A 15,824-nucleotide genomic window follows, 5' to 3' on the forward strand; every position below is an offset into this window, starting at 1 on the left:
TTTGATTGTTGAACCCGGACTTTCGTCCGGGTTTTTTTGTGATAAAAATTATAATTTCACACCATTGGGTTCATCTACTTTTACTTTCTAAAATTCCCATAAAATGCATCACAAAGTAGAACTTTTCTGGAGAGGTGAAGAGACTTTTGATATTCATTTGCCTGATGGCAACACTCTTCTCGTTCAAACAGAATCTTTAGATACCTTTTCTTCAAAAGGATTACGCCCCAAACCCCTCATGCTCGCGTCTCTGGCCGGTTGTACAGCCATTGATGTGGTGATGCTCATGAAAAAAATGAGGCTTGAGGTCGACGCTTTCAAAATTTGTGTCATAGGAGAGCTCACTACAGAACACCCAAAATTCTACAGAAAAGTAGAAGTTCAATACCACTTTATTGGAGCAAATTTGGATGTAGAAAAACTCACTCGATGTGTGAAACTTTCAGAAGAAAAGTATTGCGGTGTGATGCATATGTTTAGACAATTTGCTCAGCTCGAAATTGATATCCATATGCACACTAAGGAAGTACAATCAGATAACCCGTCTAAACTCCTTTGATTTTTTAATCAGAAGCAATGAAAATAAAAAAAACCGCATCCATGGACGCGGTTTTTTTATTTTTTAGTCTCTATATTACAATCCTTTTAGTACTTCGGCCATACGCTTGCCGATTTCGGCTGGTGAGTCAACTACGTGAATACCACATTCGCGCATGATGGCCTTTTTAGCCTGGGCAGTATCGTCTTTGCCTCCTACGATAGCCCCGGCATGTCCCATGGTACGGCCTTTAGGTGCTGTTTCGCCGGCTATGAAGCCTACAACAGGCTTAGTGCCGTTTTCTTTTATCCACTCAGCTGCGAGTGCTTCGTAATTGCCACCGATTTCGCCGATCATTACTATGCCTTCAGTTTCTGGGTCGGCCATCAGCATTTTAACAGCTTCGCGGGTAGGTGTTCCGATTATTGGATCACCGCCAATACCTATAGCTGTGGTAATTCCCAATCCGGCCTTTACAATTTGATCAGCAGCTTCGTAAGTAAGAGTTCCTGATTTTGAAACAATACCGATTGTGCCTTTTTTAAACACAAAGCCCGGCATGATTCCCACTTTGGCCTCCTCTGCAGTGATAACGCCCGGACAATTCGGTCCGATCAACACGCAATCACGGCTTTTGATGTAATTCTTAGCTACTACCATATCCTTTACCGGAATGCCTTCAGTAATGGCTACTATCACTTTGATGCCAGCTTCAGCGGCCTCCATAATGGAATCGGCGGCAAAAGCGGGTGGCACAAAAATGATGGACACATCGGCTCCGGTTTCTCTTACTGCCTGCTCTACGGTGTTGAATACGGGGCGATCGAGGTGCTTTGTACCGCCTTTTCCCGGAGTGACACCACCAACTACTTGAGTGCCGTATTCAATCATTTGAGAGGCGTGAAAAGTACCTTCTTTACCGGTAAAACCTTGAACGATTACTCGCGAATGTTTATTGACCAATACACTCATTTCGACAGAATAGGAATGATTAAGTGGCAACAAATGTAGAAATGAAATAAGGTGGATTAAGATTCCGTATTTGTAAATTGTAAGAAAACAATTCCTTAAATACCCTAAAGATTGATTATCAATGTTTTAAAAAAATCAATTAACTTTCCTTTTGATTTTTTTGCTAAATTTATATATTTATGCAAAAAAAATATATATAAATGGTGTCAAAAATACAATCACCCTGTCCGAGATGCCAGTCAACTCAAGTGGTAAAAGCTGGAGTAGTATCTGAAAGACAGCGATATAAATGCAAATCGTGTGGGTATTACTACACAGTGGCTAAAATGGGTAAAACAATCGATGACTATTACATCATCAAAGGATTGCAACTCTATCTGGAAGGATTGAGCTATCGAGAAATCGAGCGCTTACTTGGGGTTAGTCATGTTACAGTTATGAATTGGGTCAAAAAGTATGGGGTAAAAAAGCTTGAAGACATACGTTATCACCCTTCATATAAAATTTTAAGTCACGCAGAGCTTAAAGATTTTATTGCAGAGAAGGAGAGCATTAAAGGGCATGGCTTAATCATTACAGAAGTTGGGGATAAGTTTATGGTAATAAAATGGGATCGCTTCAGAGATTGATGTATATTATTTACATTTTATATATGTTAAATGTAGTTTAAGAATTCGCCAGGGGTACTTTAGCCATAGAAAACACAAAACCCCTAACACCCAAAACACATGAAAGCACACAAACCCCTCAAAATCATCTTTTTTAGCATGATTCTGAGCCAAGCGGCCTACGGCCAGGGCTCAGAAGAGTACGGATCGGGACTCAAAATCAACATCGATCAAAGCGGTTCGAAGTATGTGCGCTTTATCATTTGGAATCAGATCTGGACCCGTGCTATGGAACTGAATCCGGGCTCAATGGTGAATGGCCAACCTACTACATGGCATTACGACCTGGGTATTCGTAGGGCTCGTATGCTTGCTTATGCTCAAATAAATCACCGCTTTCTCATTTTGACGCACTTCGGCATCAACAACCAAACTTTTATAAACGGTGGTGCTCCGATGGGAGGTATGACTGGTAACGGTGGTACATATACCAGCGGCAAAAAACCGGGTATCTTCTTCCACGATGTATGGAATGAATATGCTGTAATACCCACTGAAAATCCTACAACCAAAAAAGCCAACAAAAACTCCTTGTACATAGGAACAGGATTGCATTACTGGCACGGGGTATCGCGTATGACCAGCGCCAGTACTTTAAACTTCATGGCCGTAGATGCTCCGATCTTCAATTGGTTTACCATTGAATTTGCTGATCAATTTGCTCGCTATTTCGGTGCCTATGCTAAGGGCAAAGTGTTTGATCGCCTTGATTACCGCATTCATATATCTAAACCCTTTGCTACTACATTAGAACTGCCGCGCGCGACTAACGGTACACCTATTCTCGATAGAGCTGTAGAAAACAACTCTGGATCAAACAGCTGGATTAAGTCAGGCTATTTGATGTGGCAATTTCTTGATAAAGAATCAAACGTATTGCCCTTCACTGTGGGTACATATGTTGGAACGAAAAAAGTTTTTAATGTAGGTGCCGGCTTTCAAACAATGCCCAATGCTACGAAACACTACATACTAAGAGGCGAAGACACCGTAGAGCAGAGCAATACAGCTAACGTAGCAGGTGTAGATGTATTTCTTGACATGCCTTTTGGGGGTGCCTCCAATCAGGCCATCACGCTCTATTCGGTGCTGTACAATCACAACTGGGGACCCAATTATTACCGAACTGTGGGTATAATGAATGAAGCCTCTGTTTTAAAAGATCCAAACTACACCGGGCCCGTGAGCATCAATGGATTTGGCAACACCCGTCCACTTGTAGGAACGGGTCAGATTTGGTATACCCAAGTTGGATACTTGCTGCCAAAAAACATTTTGTCAAAAAAGCAAAAGCATTCATTTGATTCCAATGGGCAACCTATCTTAAACCACTACCCAAATACTAAAGCCAGTGTGGATAGACTTCAACTGTTTGGAGCTTACACTTTACACAACTTGCAGCGCATTGGCAATCCAGTACATTCTATTGACCTTGGCCTAAACTATTTCATTGCTGGTCATCATGCGAAAATCACGTTGCAATATTCTGCAAGACCCCACATTCCTGATGGTAACGGCAATCGTCAAGAGGGCTTTAAAAGCGAATTCATCCTTCAAACTCAAGTTTTTCTGTAACCCTTCAAAAACCCAAAACACATGAAAAAGAACGCAACACTCGAAAAGTACTGGAAAGAGAACATCAGTTACCTTTCCATTCTGCTTGTCATTTGGTTTACAGTGTCATACCTGCTGAGCATCGTCTTCGCAGATGCACTTAATGCCGTGCGGATCGGTGGCTTTAAACTTGGATTCTGGTTTGCACAGCAAGGATCGATCTACACCTTTATTGTGCTCATCTTCTTGTATGTGCGCAAAATGAATGAACTAGACAAAAAGTACGAAGTAAACGAAGACTAACCCTAAAACATTAAAGCCATGGATATTTTAACCTGGACCTACATCATCGTAGGAATCACTTTTGCCCTCTACATCGGTATAGCCATTTGGTCGAGGGCCGGATCTACCAAAGAATTTTACGTAGCCGGAGGCGGTGTTTCTCCCTTAGCCAATGGAATGGCTACCGCTGCTGACTGGATGAGTGCAGCCAGCTTCATCTCAATGGCCGGGATGATCAGCTTCATGGGATACGACGGCTCGGTGTATCTGATGGGCTGGACAGGAGGTTACGTATTGTTGGCACTACTACTTGCTCCTTACTTACGCAAATTTGGAAAATTCACAGTACCCGACTTTGTGGGTGATCGTTACTACTCACAAACTGCACGCCTGGTGGCAGTGGTGGCAGCCATATTTATTTCCTTTACCTATGTGGCTGGCCAAATGCGAGGTGTCGGCATTGTATTTAGCCGATTTTTGGAGGTAGATATCAATACCGGCGTAATCATAGGTATGGTGATTGTGCTCTTCTACGCTGTGCTCGGTGGTATGAAGGGCATCACGTACACACAGGTGGCACAGTACTGCGTTTTAATCTTCGCCTACATGGTGCCGGCAATATTTATAAGTCTTCAACTGACGGGCAACGTGCTTCCGCAGCTGGGATTCGGCAGCACGCTTTCAGACGGCACCTATCTGCTCGACAAGCTCGATGGACTGCTCACCGAATTGGGATTTAATGCCTATACCGACGGCAGCAAACCCATGATCGATGTGCTTTTCATCACTGCTGCTCTCATGGTAGGTACTGCCGGTTTGCCGCACGTGATTGTGCGCTTTTTCACCGTGCCCAAAGTGCGCGATGCACGCAAGTCTGCCGGATATGCCTTGGTATTCATAGCTATTTTGTACACCACAGCTCCAGCCATTGGTGCTTTTGGCATGTATAATATGATCAACAACATCAACGATAAGCCAGTCGATCAGCTTCCAGCTTGGGTGGGCAACTGGGGAAAAACTGGCCTGATTAAATATGAAGATAAGAATGGCGATGGCAAAGTGCAGTATCGCAAAGACCCCTCGTCCAACGAGCTCACCATCGATAAGGACATTATGGTGCTAGCCAATCCTGAAATTGCCCGTCTACCAAACTGGGTAGTTGGTCTGGTAGCCGCTGGAGGTCTTGCTGCAGCCTTAAGTACTGCCGCCGGCTTGCTTCTGGTGATTTCTACTGCCTTTAGTCGCGACCTTCTCAAGAATGCCATCGCTCCAAAGATCAGCGAAAAGAAGGAGTTGCTCTCAGCTCGTATTGCTTCCGTCTTTGCTGTGGTAATTGCCGGATATTTTGGCATCAATCCTCCAGGTTTTGTGGCTCAGGTAGTAGCCTTTGCCTTTGGTCTTGCTGCGTCTTCCTTCTTCCCGGTCATCATAATGGGCATCTTCTCTAAGCGCATGAACAAAGAAGGAGCAATTGCAGGAATGATCTCGGGTTTGGTGTTTACGCTCTCTTACATCGTTTATTTTAAATTCATCAATCCTGAAGCAAATACACCTGACAACTGGTTGTTTGGCATCTCTCCCGAAGGTATAGGCACTCTCGGTATGGTAATGAACTTTTTGGTGGCTTTTGTGGTCAGCAAGTTTACACCTGCTCCACCGCTACACATTCAAGAGCTGGTAGAAGATATTCGAATTCCCAAAGGTGCTGGTGAAGCTCATGCTCACTAAATAATTCGGGAAGCACAAGCTTGTGCTTCCCATTTTTTCTAAATACCTTTTTAATATGGACCGTTCAGAACGTAATTTTTACTTAATCCTTTTAGCCATAGGCGGATTTCTGCTTTGGAATTACCCATTAGTAACTTCAGCGATGAATATCGAGGAAGTATGGAAGAAAATGTTGTACTTTTTCGGTAGTTGGGTTGTAATCGTTTTTCTGACAATAAAATTGACTAAATCAAAAACCTCGGAATAATAGCGAGTCCATGAATACAGCTATTGTCATAGTCAGCATGGCCCTTTACTTAAGCTTGCTCTTTGGCATAGCTGCATTCATTGATCGTCGAAAGACACTTGCAGTCTTGCTCTCCTCCAGTCCATACATTTATTCGTTAAGCTTAGCCGTGTATTGCACCGGGTGGACATACTTCGGTTCCGTTGGCCGTGCTGCAAGTGGCAATTTAGATTTTTTGACCATTTACCTCGGCCCAACAATAATAGCTGTAACGATGCCTGTGGTGTACAAAAAGATGCTGAGAATAAGCAAATCACTAAAAATCAATACTGTATCTGATTTTATTACAACACGCTACGGCAAGGGAATAGCTACAGGAAATCTTGTGGCCCTCCTTACCGTACTCGGCATAGTGCCCTACATTGCTTTACAGATTCGGGCTATTTCTTTGGGCTACCAAGCCATAACGGCTTTTGATACCCCTACCCATACGAATCCATTGCCACTATTCCGCGATCCGGCCTTGTATCTAACCGCATTGCTCGGGCTGTTTACTGTCCTTTTCGCCACCCGTCGCATTGCTACATCAGAGAAGAATGCCGGTCTTGTTGTTACCATCGCATTTGAATCGCTTATTAAGCTCTTAGCCTTCTTACTTGTAGGTCTGGTTGTGACGTTTTATGCCTTCGAACCGGGAATCGACGGTCAGCTTAGCGATATAGAACGCTATTTTTCGAAAGCAAATGCAGAGCTTTCAACCGAATATTTCAGCTGGTTTGCCATGATGGTGTTTTCAGCATTGGCTTTTTTGATGCTGCCGCGCCAGTTTGAAATGGGCATTGTGGAAAACGACAATGAGGGCCAGTTACATAAAGCCGCATGGCTTTTTCCTCTTTACCTTTTGCTCATCAATCTTTTTGTAGTGCCCATAGCTGCCGCGGGCAACAAATGGTTACCCGATCAAAATTCTGAACTGTACATATTGGCCCTGCCTTTAAAATTTGATATGCCCGGATTAGCTCTTTTTACGTTTATCGGCGGTTTTTCGGCAGCTACAGGTATGATCATCGTAAGTACGGTTGCTCTAAGCCGTATGCTGAGCAACAACATTTTAATTCCCGCCTTTATCCGTCATGAAAGGTTAAAGCAACTCTTTCCTGCCGAAAATCGTATACCCATCTATACCCGCCGTATCTCAATCATGGCCATCCTCGCTTTGGCCTTTTTGTACTATCGATTTTTATCAGGTAAATACTCTCTGGTATCCATTGGACTAATCTCCTTTGCTGCAGTATCTCAGTTTGCAGTAAGTGCCATTGGAGGCATGTACTGGAAACAAGCCAATAAGCGAGGTGCCATAGGTGGTTTAATTGCCGGCTTTTTTATATGGTTTTACATCCTTCTGTTGCCCTCCTTCGTTTCGCCAGAGGGTATTAAAGCATTTGAAGCTGCTTTGGCTTCAATGGGTTTAAGCTTTCTATCGCCTTTACAGTTTATGGGAATGTCTGATGTTTCCCCCATAGGCATTGCATTTTTCTGGAGTATGTTGCTGAATGTGGGTCTCTTCGTAGTGCTTTCTCTGCGATATAAACCCGATTTATCAGAGGTTAATCAAGCAGAAATTTTTACACAGATTTTTAAATACGGTTCTGCTGTAGAGCAGTCGGTTGTATGGAAAGGCTCTGTAAAGGTGCGCGACGTAAGGCAGCTGCTGGAGCGCTTTTTAGGCAAGCATCAAACGGATGCAATTATCCGTCAGTTTGTGTACAGATACAACGATATTTCTATGATCGATGATTCACCAGCCGATGCTCGACTTGTGAATTATGCGGAGAAATCACTTGCAGCGGTAATCGGAAGCAGTTCAGCGCGACTGCTTATCAGCTCCATCGCAAGAGAAGAAAAAATTACCCTCGATGAAGTGGTAGAAATTTTAAAAGAATCACAAGAACTCATCAGACTGAATAAAGAACTAAGACGAGCCTCCGAACAACTGCAAAATGCCACTACCGAACTGCAAAAAGCCAATAAACGCCTGCGGGAACAAGACGAACGCAAAGACGAATTTCTATACACCGTTACGCACGAACTGCGCACACCCCTTACTGCTATAAAATCGCTGGTAGAAATATTATGCGATAATCAAGATTTGCCTGATGACGTAAGACAACAGTATCTGGTAACCATAAGTCGCGAAACAGACCGAATGAGCCGCCTCATCGCACAAGTATTAGACCTCGAAAACTTTGAAAGCGGAAAACACAAGCTGGAAATCGATAAATTTAATATTAGTGAGGTAATTCAAGAATGTATACACAGTTTAGAAGAAATTTTCAATCAGAAAAATATCGTTGTGCGCACTGATTTAGCACGTCTGCCCGAAATATGGGGCGACCGCGACCGAATCACTCAAGTAATCCTGAATTTGCTCAGCAATGCTATCAAATACTGTTCACCTGAAAAAGGTGAGATTTTAATATCTGGTTATGTAATTGACAATCAGATTAAAATCAATATTTCAGACAACGGACCGGGCGTAAAGCCAGAGCTTCGCCAAGTTATTTTTGAAAAATTTTATCAAGCTCCAAACCAGACCATACGGAAGCCTAAAGGCTCAGGTCTAGGATTAGCCATCAGTAAAAAGATCATTCAGCTGCATCGCGGACGCATTTGGGTAGAAGATTCAGACCAACTTTCCGGTGCTCGGTTTTGCATTACTTTACCTATTCATTATCAGCATCATGACTAATTCTGACATTAAAATACTGATAGTTGACGACGAACCAGCCATCATAATGTCACTTGACTTTCTGATTCGAAAGGCTGGTTATCAACTCTTTATTGCACGCAACGGCCAAGAAGCCCTTGATATAGCTGCTTCTGAACATCCACATATCGCAGTTCTCGACATTATGATGCCCGATGTAGATGGTTTCGAGGTATGCCGTCGCATCAAAGCACAACCTGACACCTCTGATGTACGCATCATTTTCTTATCTGCTAAAAGCAAGCAAGAAGACGTTGAGCGCGGATTGGCAATGGGAGCTGATTTTTACATCACCAAGCCCTTCTCAAACAAACATTTAATGGAAAAAATCAAGCTACTCGCCGACGCCATTCAACATAAACAAACTGAAGATCAAGATACTAACAAAAAACTTTAAGTATAACCCCAAAAACCCCCAACACCATGATGAACTTTCGAATATCATCGCCCGAACAGTATGAAGTAACCTACCGCCGTAGCGTAGAAGACCCTGAAGGCTTCTGGGATCAAATTGCAAAAGAATACCACTGGTTTGAACCCTGGCATAAAACCCTCGAATGGGAATTTTACACGCCTTCGGTCAAGTGGTTTATTGGAGGCAAAACAAACATCACGTACAACTGCCTAGACCGCCATTTGAAAAAGCGCGGCAACAAACTCGCCCTTATTTGGGAACCGAATGACCCAAAGGAAAAATTTGTGCGTCTTACGTATCGCGAACTGTATGAACGTGTAAATCAATATGCCAATGTGCTAAAGCGCAACGGAATAAAGAAAGGAGACCGCGTGGCAATTTACATGCCCATGATTCCTGAGCTGGCTATCGCTGTACTGGCTTGTGCGCGCATTGGTGCTGTGCATTCGGTTGTATTTGCTGGCTTCTCAGCAGTTTCACTAGCCGATAGAATTAAAGATGCCGGAGCAGTGGCCGTTCTCACCAGCGACGGGCTTAACCGCGGTGCCAAGCAAATACCAGTAAAACGTGTAGTGGACGAAGCAATCGCTATGGGATGCGACACCGTGAAACGTGTAATTGTAACCGAACGCCTTGGCTGGGCTGTAAATATGGTGGAAGGTCGCGATGTGTGGCTTCACGAAGAACTACAGCATGTTGGCAAAGAATGTCCTCCCGAACCTATGGATTCTGAAGACATGCTCTTTATCCTCTACACCTCAGGCTCTACTGGCAAGCCCAAGGGTGTGGTTCACACAGTAGGCGGATACATGGTGTATGCAGGTTATACCTTTCTGAACGCCTTTCAGTACGAAGAGTCAGACGTTTTCTGGTGCACAGCTGATGTAGGTTGGATTACAGGGCACACATACCTCATCTATGGCCCACTGCTCAACGGTGCAACTACCTTAATGTTTGAAGGTGTACCCACCTACCCCGATGCAGGTCGCTTTTGGCAAGTCATTGACAAATACGGCGTTAACATCTTTTACACTGCCCCCACAGCTATTCGATCGCTGATGGCAGCAGGGCTCGATCACGTACTTTCCTACTCGCTCGACTCCTTGCGCGTGCTCGGCTCTGTAGGAGAACCCATCAACGAAGAAGCCTGGAACTGGTACCATATTCACGTGGGCAAGGAGCGCTGCCCTGTAATTGATACCTGGTGGCAGACAGAAACCGGCGGCATCATGATATCGGCTCTTGCCGGCATTTCCAAACTCAAACCTGCCCATGCCGGACAACCCTTGCCCGGAATTCAGCCAGTGTTGCTCGATGCCGATGGACGCGAAATCGAAGGAAACGACGTAGAAGGTTACCTCTGCATCAAGCACCCATGGCCAAGTATGCTGCGTACTACCTTCGGAGACCACGAGCGCTGTCGTCAGACCTATTTCTCAGCTTTTAAAGGGTATTACTTTACCGGCGATGGTGCCCGTCGCGATGAAAATGGCCTCTATCGCATCATCGGCCGTGTAGACGATGTGATTAATGTAAGCGGACACCGATTTGGTACTGCTGAAATCGAAAATGCAATAAACCTATGCAAAAAAGTTGTAGAATCAGCTGTAGTAGGCTACCCACACGAAATCAAAGGCCAAGGCATCTACGCCTTTGTAGTTACAGCTGAGCCAGTAACAAATCCCGACCTGGTAGAAGCTGAAATCATCGAATCGGTAGTAGCGGCTATTGGCAAGATCGCCCGTCCAGACAAAATTCAATTTGTATCAGGCTTGCCTAAAACGCGCTCAGGCAAGATTATGCGTCGCATCCTGCGCAAGGTGGCCGAGGGTGACATCAGCAATTTGGGCGATACCACAACCCTACTCGATCCGGCAGTTGTCGACGAAATAATCGAAGGAGCAAAGACAGTGAAAGTAAGTCAATAAATCTTTATTACTGAATGAATATCAAATAATTAAAAATAAGGCCGTCGATAGTGGCGGCCTTTTCTCTTTTTAAACAGCGTTTAAATCTTCGAGCTGTCTGTTTAACTGTACTAGAGTTAAATTTTGATTTCAATTGAGAAATACCTTCAAATCAGGTATTTGAGAGAGCTCGTACACGATAGCTCGATTGATTTTTACTTTCATCTTAGAAAGGGTATGAACACTAATCCCCGAATTATCATCTTCGATAATAAAGCGCAAGGCCTTGTCTCCTGGATTTTTAGAAAGGGTTTTGTACACGCTCGCAATCACATCTTCTTCAAGACTTTCAGGATTGACATAGATGTTCAATCGCTGAGCCTTAGCGCTCAGTTCAGTTACAGGTTCGATGTTGGTAATATCGATGTAAGGTTGCCCGACTTGACCGTCGTTTCGTTGAAAAGGTGGTTTTATAAGTGCAGTAACCAGCACTACCTGAGCGTTTTGTACAAAGTGGCCAAATTTATTGTATGCCTGACTGCGCAATCTAAACGTATAGGTACCCTCGTAATCCATGAGTTCGAAACGACAGGTACGCTCGCCATTCCGGTCTTCGTCGAGAATGTAATTATTCACAATTCCAAGCACTCGTATTTCCTGGTTTACAAAATTTTCGAGCTCTGCCAGCGCTGCAGTGGTAGTGTTGGCAAAACTTTGAAATTCAATTCTGTAATCGTCTAAGGGATGCCCTGAAAGATACAGACCATTGATTTCAGCTTCGCGTTGTAAGGCATAGTAAGTAGACCATGGCTCTGCCGAAGGTATTGCAGGCTTTTGTATGCTCTCGCTCATCAGGTCGCCAAAGAGCGACATCTGCGCCTGCGCCATGGCATTTTTAAAGGATTGGCCGTACTTGAGAAGCGTTTCGATGAAAGACTTGCCGTCTCCTCCCTCAAAGAAAGTTGCTCTATGACATTCCGAAAAATCGTCGAAAGCCCCACCTAATGCCAGCGATTCCATCACCTTCTTGTTAATGGTGCGCTGATCTACCCTTTCTACAAAGTCAAAAATGGACTTAAAAGGCCCGCCTTTTTGGCGCTCTTCGATGATGTTTTGCGCGGCACCTTCGCCCACACCTTTCATTCCGGCGAGTCCAAAGCGTATTTCGCCGTTGGCGTTCACTGAGAAGTTCATATCACTTTCGTTCACGCTCGGGCCGAGAATGGGAATTTTATGCCGGCGACAGTCTTCCATGTAAAAGCTTATGGTCTTAACGTCGTTTTGATAATGTGTAATGGTGGAAGCCATAAACTCTGCCGGATAGTGTGCCTTCAGATAGGCAGTTTGCACTGCGAGCACCGCATAACACGTAGCATGCGATTTGTTGAACGCGTAAGAGGCAAAAGCCTCCCAGTCAGTCCAGATTTTTTCCAATTTATCGATAGGAAAACCCTTGGCTGAGGCCTGGTCTATGAACTTAGGCTTCATCTTGTCGAGCACGGCTTTCTGCTTTTTACCCATTGCCTTGCGCAAGACGTCAGCCTCGCCCTTGGTGAAGCCAGCTAATTTTTGTGAAAGCAGCATCACCTGCTCTTGATACACGGTTACACCATAAGTCTCACGGAGATACTCCTCCATTTCTGGCAGATCGTACTCGATAGGCTTTCGGCCATGCTTGCGGTCGATAAAGTCAGGGATGTATTCCATCGGGCCGGGCCTATAAAGCGCTACCATCGCGATTATATCTTCGAAGGTAGTAGGTCGTAACTGTCGTAAATACTTCTGCATACCTGGCGATTCCAGCTGGAATACCCCGATTGTATCACCCGTTTGGAAAATACGCTCATATGTAATTGGGTCGTCGAGAGGAATTTGATCGGGATCGATGTCGATGCCGAAGCGCTTTTTAATCATCCTACATGCGTCTTTAATGATGGTTAGGGTCTTCAGCCCAAGGAAGTCCATCTTAAGCAGGCCGGCAGATTCCACAATGTTGTTGTCAAACTGGGTACACCACATGTCTGAATCTTTGGCGCGAGCTACCGGCACCAGATTTCGCACATCGGTAGGTGTAATGATGACTCCACAGGCATGAATACCTGTGTTTCGAAGAGCACCTTCGAGCTTCTCAGCCATGCGCAGCACTTTGCCTTCGAGCTTATCAGAGTTGTAGAGTTGTCGTATTTCCAAAGCGCCGGGCAGCTCGTTGCTTCGCAAGCGCTCTCGTAGGTCTTTTTCGTCGATTTTAAAGAGCTCACTCAAGGAAAGCGACGAAGGCACTTTTTTCGAAAGCGCATTGACCTCTGAGGGAGAAAGTCCCAGCACACGACCACAGTCGCGCACAGAGCTCTTGGCCGCCATTGTGCCATAAGTTATAATTTGGGCCACCTGATTGGCTCCATATTTATCCATTACGTATTTGATAACTTTTTCTCGGCCTTCGTCGTCGAAGTCCGTATCGATATCGGGCAAGCTCACGCGTTCCGGATTGAGAAAGCGCTCAAAAAGCAAGTTGTACTTAATGGGATCGACATTGGTAATGCCAATGCAATACGCCACTGCCGAACCGGCTGCCGAACCTCTACCCGGCCCCACAATTACTCCCATCTCACGTGCTGCCCTACAAAAGTCACTCACGATCAAAAAGTATCCAGGATAGCCGGTCTTTTCAATAGTTTCGAGCTCAAAGTCGAGCCTCTCGCGTATTTCGTCGGTCAAAACTGGATAGCGCTTCTTAGCTCCTTGGTAGGTCAAGTAGCGCAAGTAGCGATTTTCCCCGCGCTTTCCACCGTCTTTTTCGTCTTCCGGATCTTTGAATTCATCCGGTATTTCAAATTTAGGTAAAAGCACCTCGCGCTTTAGGTCGTAATTCTCTACTTTTTCGGCGATCTCAGCCAGGTTGTAAAGTGCCTCAGGCAGGTCAGCGTACAGTTCTGCCATCTCATCGGGTGTACGGAAATAATAGGAATTTACCGTGTAGCCGAAGCGAAAACCCCTCCCCTTGCCAATCGGGTTTGACACCAGATTTCCATCGCGCACACAAATGAGGGCATCGAGCAGTTCAAACTCATCTGGGTTCAAGTAAAAATTGTTGTTAGTGGCTACCACTTTTACACCGTGCTCGCGTGCCAATTCGAGCATTATTTGGTTTACGTGTTGCTCCTCCTCCAATCCATGGCGATTCAGCTGTATGTAAAAATCATCGCCAAACTGTTCCTTCCACCAGAGCAAAGCCTCTTCAGCAGCTTTTTTTCCTTGGCTTAATATCAGTTGAGGTATTTCGCCTTGTAGTGTCCCTGACAAGGCAATCAGATGCTCTTTATATAGCGAGATGTGTTTCTTATCAATTCGGGGATTGTAGTAAAAGCCTTCTGTGTTGGCTATCGACACCAACTTCGAAAGATTTGCATAGCCAGATTTGTTCTTAGCATAGAGCACAATACGCGGGTTTCGCTCGTGGTATGCTTTGGCAGTTATGTCGTTCACCAGTTCGAGCTCACAACCGATGATGCCTTTTATTTTCTGATCATCAGGCCTGCTGGTATTTATCTCTTTAAGTTTTGACATAAACTGAAATGCTGCCATCATATTCCCCGTGTCGGCTATTCCTACTGCGGGCAAATTCATCTCAGCTGCCTTTTGAACCAGATCGCTCACCTCAATGGTCGATGAGAGAATGGAAAACCGGGACTTGTTGAAGAGGTGAAAAAACCCTCCCAATTTTCCAGCATCCACGGTGGCTATAGTTTCTGGCTCAACTACCACAGGTGCTGTTGATACCTCTGCACTTGCCTTTTTCAGGCTCTGGTGCGTCAAGCCCCAAAGTGCAAAGGGTTGAGGCTTGTACTTTAAGAATTCATTTAAATACCCCTTTGGCTTATTCAGCTGAAGCTCAGAATAGTGTTTACGTCGAATTAGCTCGAAGAAGCAGCGAGCCGTAGCCTCTACATCGGCTGTAGCGTTGTGTGCCTCTGCAAAGGTTTCACCAAACAAGTAGGTGTACAGCTCTGTAAGGTTCGGAAATTTAAACTTCCCCCCCTTGCCGCCGGGCAATTTAGTGAGTAGAGCCGTTGCTTCATCGCAAGTATCTAGGCGCTTTTTAGAGGTGAGCAGCTCGTAGTTAAACCCATATCGGTAGAGCTCAGAGGCAATTACGTTGATGTCAAACTGAAGGTTGTGACCGGCAATTACATCTGCTTTTGCCAAAACGTCTAAAAACTTTTGGTACACTTCTAGGGCTGGCTTACCTACCCTTCGGGCTAATTCGGTAGAAATGCCGTGCACGCGCTCCGCATCGTAGGGCACCTCCCAGTCATCGGGATAGATAATTATGCCCTGGTGTTCCAGCAGATTGCCCCATTCGTCATGAAGCTGCCAAGCTATCTGCACTACACGCGGCCAATTGTCGAGCTGCGTAATTGGCGCGTCCCATCTTTTAGGAAATCCTGTGGTTTCGGTATCAAAAATGAGAAACATCTGAAAGTCAGTATTTTTTATATATAAAATTGAAAATCAATTATATCGATTAATATAAGACTTTCCCGCGTGAAGCGAGGTAAAGATTTTTCAACACCTGTTAAATCTGTTTTTTCATGAAAACGAAGCCAATACTTGCGATGAACTTTCAGGCCACATTTCGCACAAAAAACATTCAAATTCTTAGGATTATGAGCAACACAATATTTTAAAATTCATTCGAATACTTCAAGTGTATTAAAACATAAAAATCCTTTCTAACGCTTGAAGAGACTGTGCCTACCTTCCATT

At 44.7% G+C, this 15,824-nt stretch carries 10 protein-coding genes; 8 read left to right on the forward strand and 2 right to left on the reverse strand.

Annotated elements, in window-relative coordinates:
* Window positions 1–103: 103 nt before the first annotated feature.
* On the forward strand, window positions 104–559 hold the full coding sequence (locus EIP89_RS05315; protein ID WP_124397629.1) for an OsmC family protein: 456 nt from the start codon (window positions 104–106) through the stop codon (window positions 557–559).
* 75 nt (window positions 560–634) lie between these two features.
* Here the strand turns inward: EIP89_RS05315 and sucD are convergent, their stop codons facing one another.
* Window positions 635–1,510, reverse strand: coding sequence for a succinate--CoA ligase subunit alpha (gene sucD / locus EIP89_RS05320; RefSeq protein ID WP_124397630.1), 876 nt, complete (start codon window positions 1,508–1,510; stop codon window positions 635–637).
* Between the two features lie 200 nt (window positions 1,511–1,710).
* Between sucD and EIP89_RS05325 the strand changes: the two genes are divergently transcribed.
* From EIP89_RS05325 to acs, 7 genes are all read left to right on the forward strand, one after another.
* Window positions 1,711–2,139, forward strand: a complete 429-nt coding sequence (locus tag EIP89_RS05325) for an IS1/IS1595 family N-terminal zinc-binding domain-containing protein (RefSeq protein ID WP_124397679.1) — start codon at window positions 1,711–1,713, stop codon at window positions 2,137–2,139.
* Window positions 2,140–2,238: 99 nt separating this feature from the next.
* Window positions 2,239–3,753: a porin gene (locus tag EIP89_RS05330; protein WP_245966103.1), complete on the forward strand. Its 1,515-nt coding sequence runs from the start codon at window positions 2,239–2,241 to the stop codon at window positions 3,751–3,753.
* A gap of 21 nt (window positions 3,754–3,774) precedes the next feature.
* Window positions 3,775–4,035, forward strand: a complete 261-nt coding sequence (locus EIP89_RS05335; RefSeq protein ID WP_124397631.1) for a DUF4212 domain-containing protein — start codon at window positions 3,775–3,777, stop codon at window positions 4,033–4,035.
* An 18-nt stretch (window positions 4,036–4,053) separates the two neighbouring features.
* Entirely contained in the window at window positions 4,054–5,742 is a 1,689-nt protein-coding gene (locus EIP89_RS05340) for a sodium:solute symporter family protein (protein ID WP_124397632.1), read from the forward strand.
* Window positions 5,743–5,999: 257 nt separating this feature from the next.
* Window positions 6,000–8,717 carry a sensor histidine kinase gene (locus tag EIP89_RS05345; RefSeq protein ID WP_124397633.1) on the forward strand — a complete coding sequence of 906 codons (2,718 nt, stop codon included), beginning with the start codon at window positions 6,000–6,002 and terminating at the stop codon, window positions 8,715–8,717.
* On the forward strand, window positions 8,710–9,132 hold the full coding sequence (locus tag EIP89_RS05350) for a response regulator transcription factor (RefSeq protein WP_124397634.1): 423 nt from the start codon (window positions 8,710–8,712) through the stop codon (window positions 9,130–9,132). Before EIP89_RS05345 ends, EIP89_RS05350 begins: the two co-directional genes overlap by 8 nt.
* Before the next feature lie 26 nt (window positions 9,133–9,158).
* Window positions 9,159–11,078, forward strand: a complete 1,920-nt coding sequence (gene acs / locus EIP89_RS05355) for an acetate--CoA ligase (protein WP_124397635.1) — start codon at window positions 9,159–9,161, stop codon at window positions 11,076–11,078.
* Between the two features lie 129 nt (window positions 11,079–11,207).
* On the opposite strand, the gene dnaE is transcribed toward acs, so the two are convergent.
* Window positions 11,208–15,533 (reverse strand): DNA polymerase III subunit alpha, encoded by a 4,326-nt coding sequence (dnaE, locus tag EIP89_RS05360; protein WP_124397636.1) that lies wholly within the window; start codon window positions 15,531–15,533, stop codon window positions 11,208–11,210.
* Between the last annotated feature and the right edge of the window lie 291 nt (window positions 15,534–15,824).

This window comes from Thermaurantimonas aggregans, from assembly GCF_003851885.1.
In the GTDB taxonomy this organism is placed as follows: domain Bacteria; phylum Bacteroidota; class Bacteroidia; order Flavobacteriales; family Schleiferiaceae; genus Thermaurantimonas; species Thermaurantimonas aggregans.

Excerpts from the sequence above, each read along its gene's own strand:
- EIP89_RS05350 (WP_124397634.1), top strand. The coding sequence starts at position 8,710 with ATGACTAATTCTGACATTAAAATACTGATAGTTGACGACGAACCAGCC.
- acs (WP_124397635.1), top strand. The coding sequence starts at position 9,159 with ATGATGAACTTTCGAATATCATCGCCCGAACAGTATGAAGTAACCTAC.
- EIP89_RS05335 (WP_124397631.1), top strand. The coding sequence starts at position 3,775 with ATGAAAAAGAACGCAACACTCGAAAAGTACTGGAAAGAGAACATCAGT.
- EIP89_RS05345 (WP_124397633.1), top strand. The coding sequence starts at position 6,000 with ATGAATACAGCTATTGTCATAGTCAGCATGGCCCTTTACTTAAGCTTG.
- EIP89_RS05330 (WP_245966103.1), top strand. The coding sequence starts at position 2,239 with ATGAAAGCACACAAACCCCTCAAAATCATCTTTTTTAGCATGATTCTG.
- EIP89_RS05315 (WP_124397629.1), top strand. The coding sequence starts at position 104 with ATGCATCACAAAGTAGAACTTTTCTGGAGAGGTGAAGAGACTTTTGAT.
- dnaE (WP_124397636.1), bottom strand. The coding sequence starts at position 15,533 with ATGTTTCTCATTTTTGATACCGAAACCACAGGATTTCCTAAAAGATGG.
- sucD (WP_124397630.1), bottom strand. The coding sequence starts at position 1,510 with ATGAGTGTATTGGTCAATAAACATTCGCGAGTAATCGTTCAAGGTTTT.
- EIP89_RS05325 (WP_124397679.1), top strand. The coding sequence starts at position 1,711 with ATGGTGTCAAAAATACAATCACCCTGTCCGAGATGCCAGTCAACTCAA.
- EIP89_RS05340 (WP_124397632.1), top strand. The coding sequence starts at position 4,054 with ATGGATATTTTAACCTGGACCTACATCATCGTAGGAATCACTTTTGCC.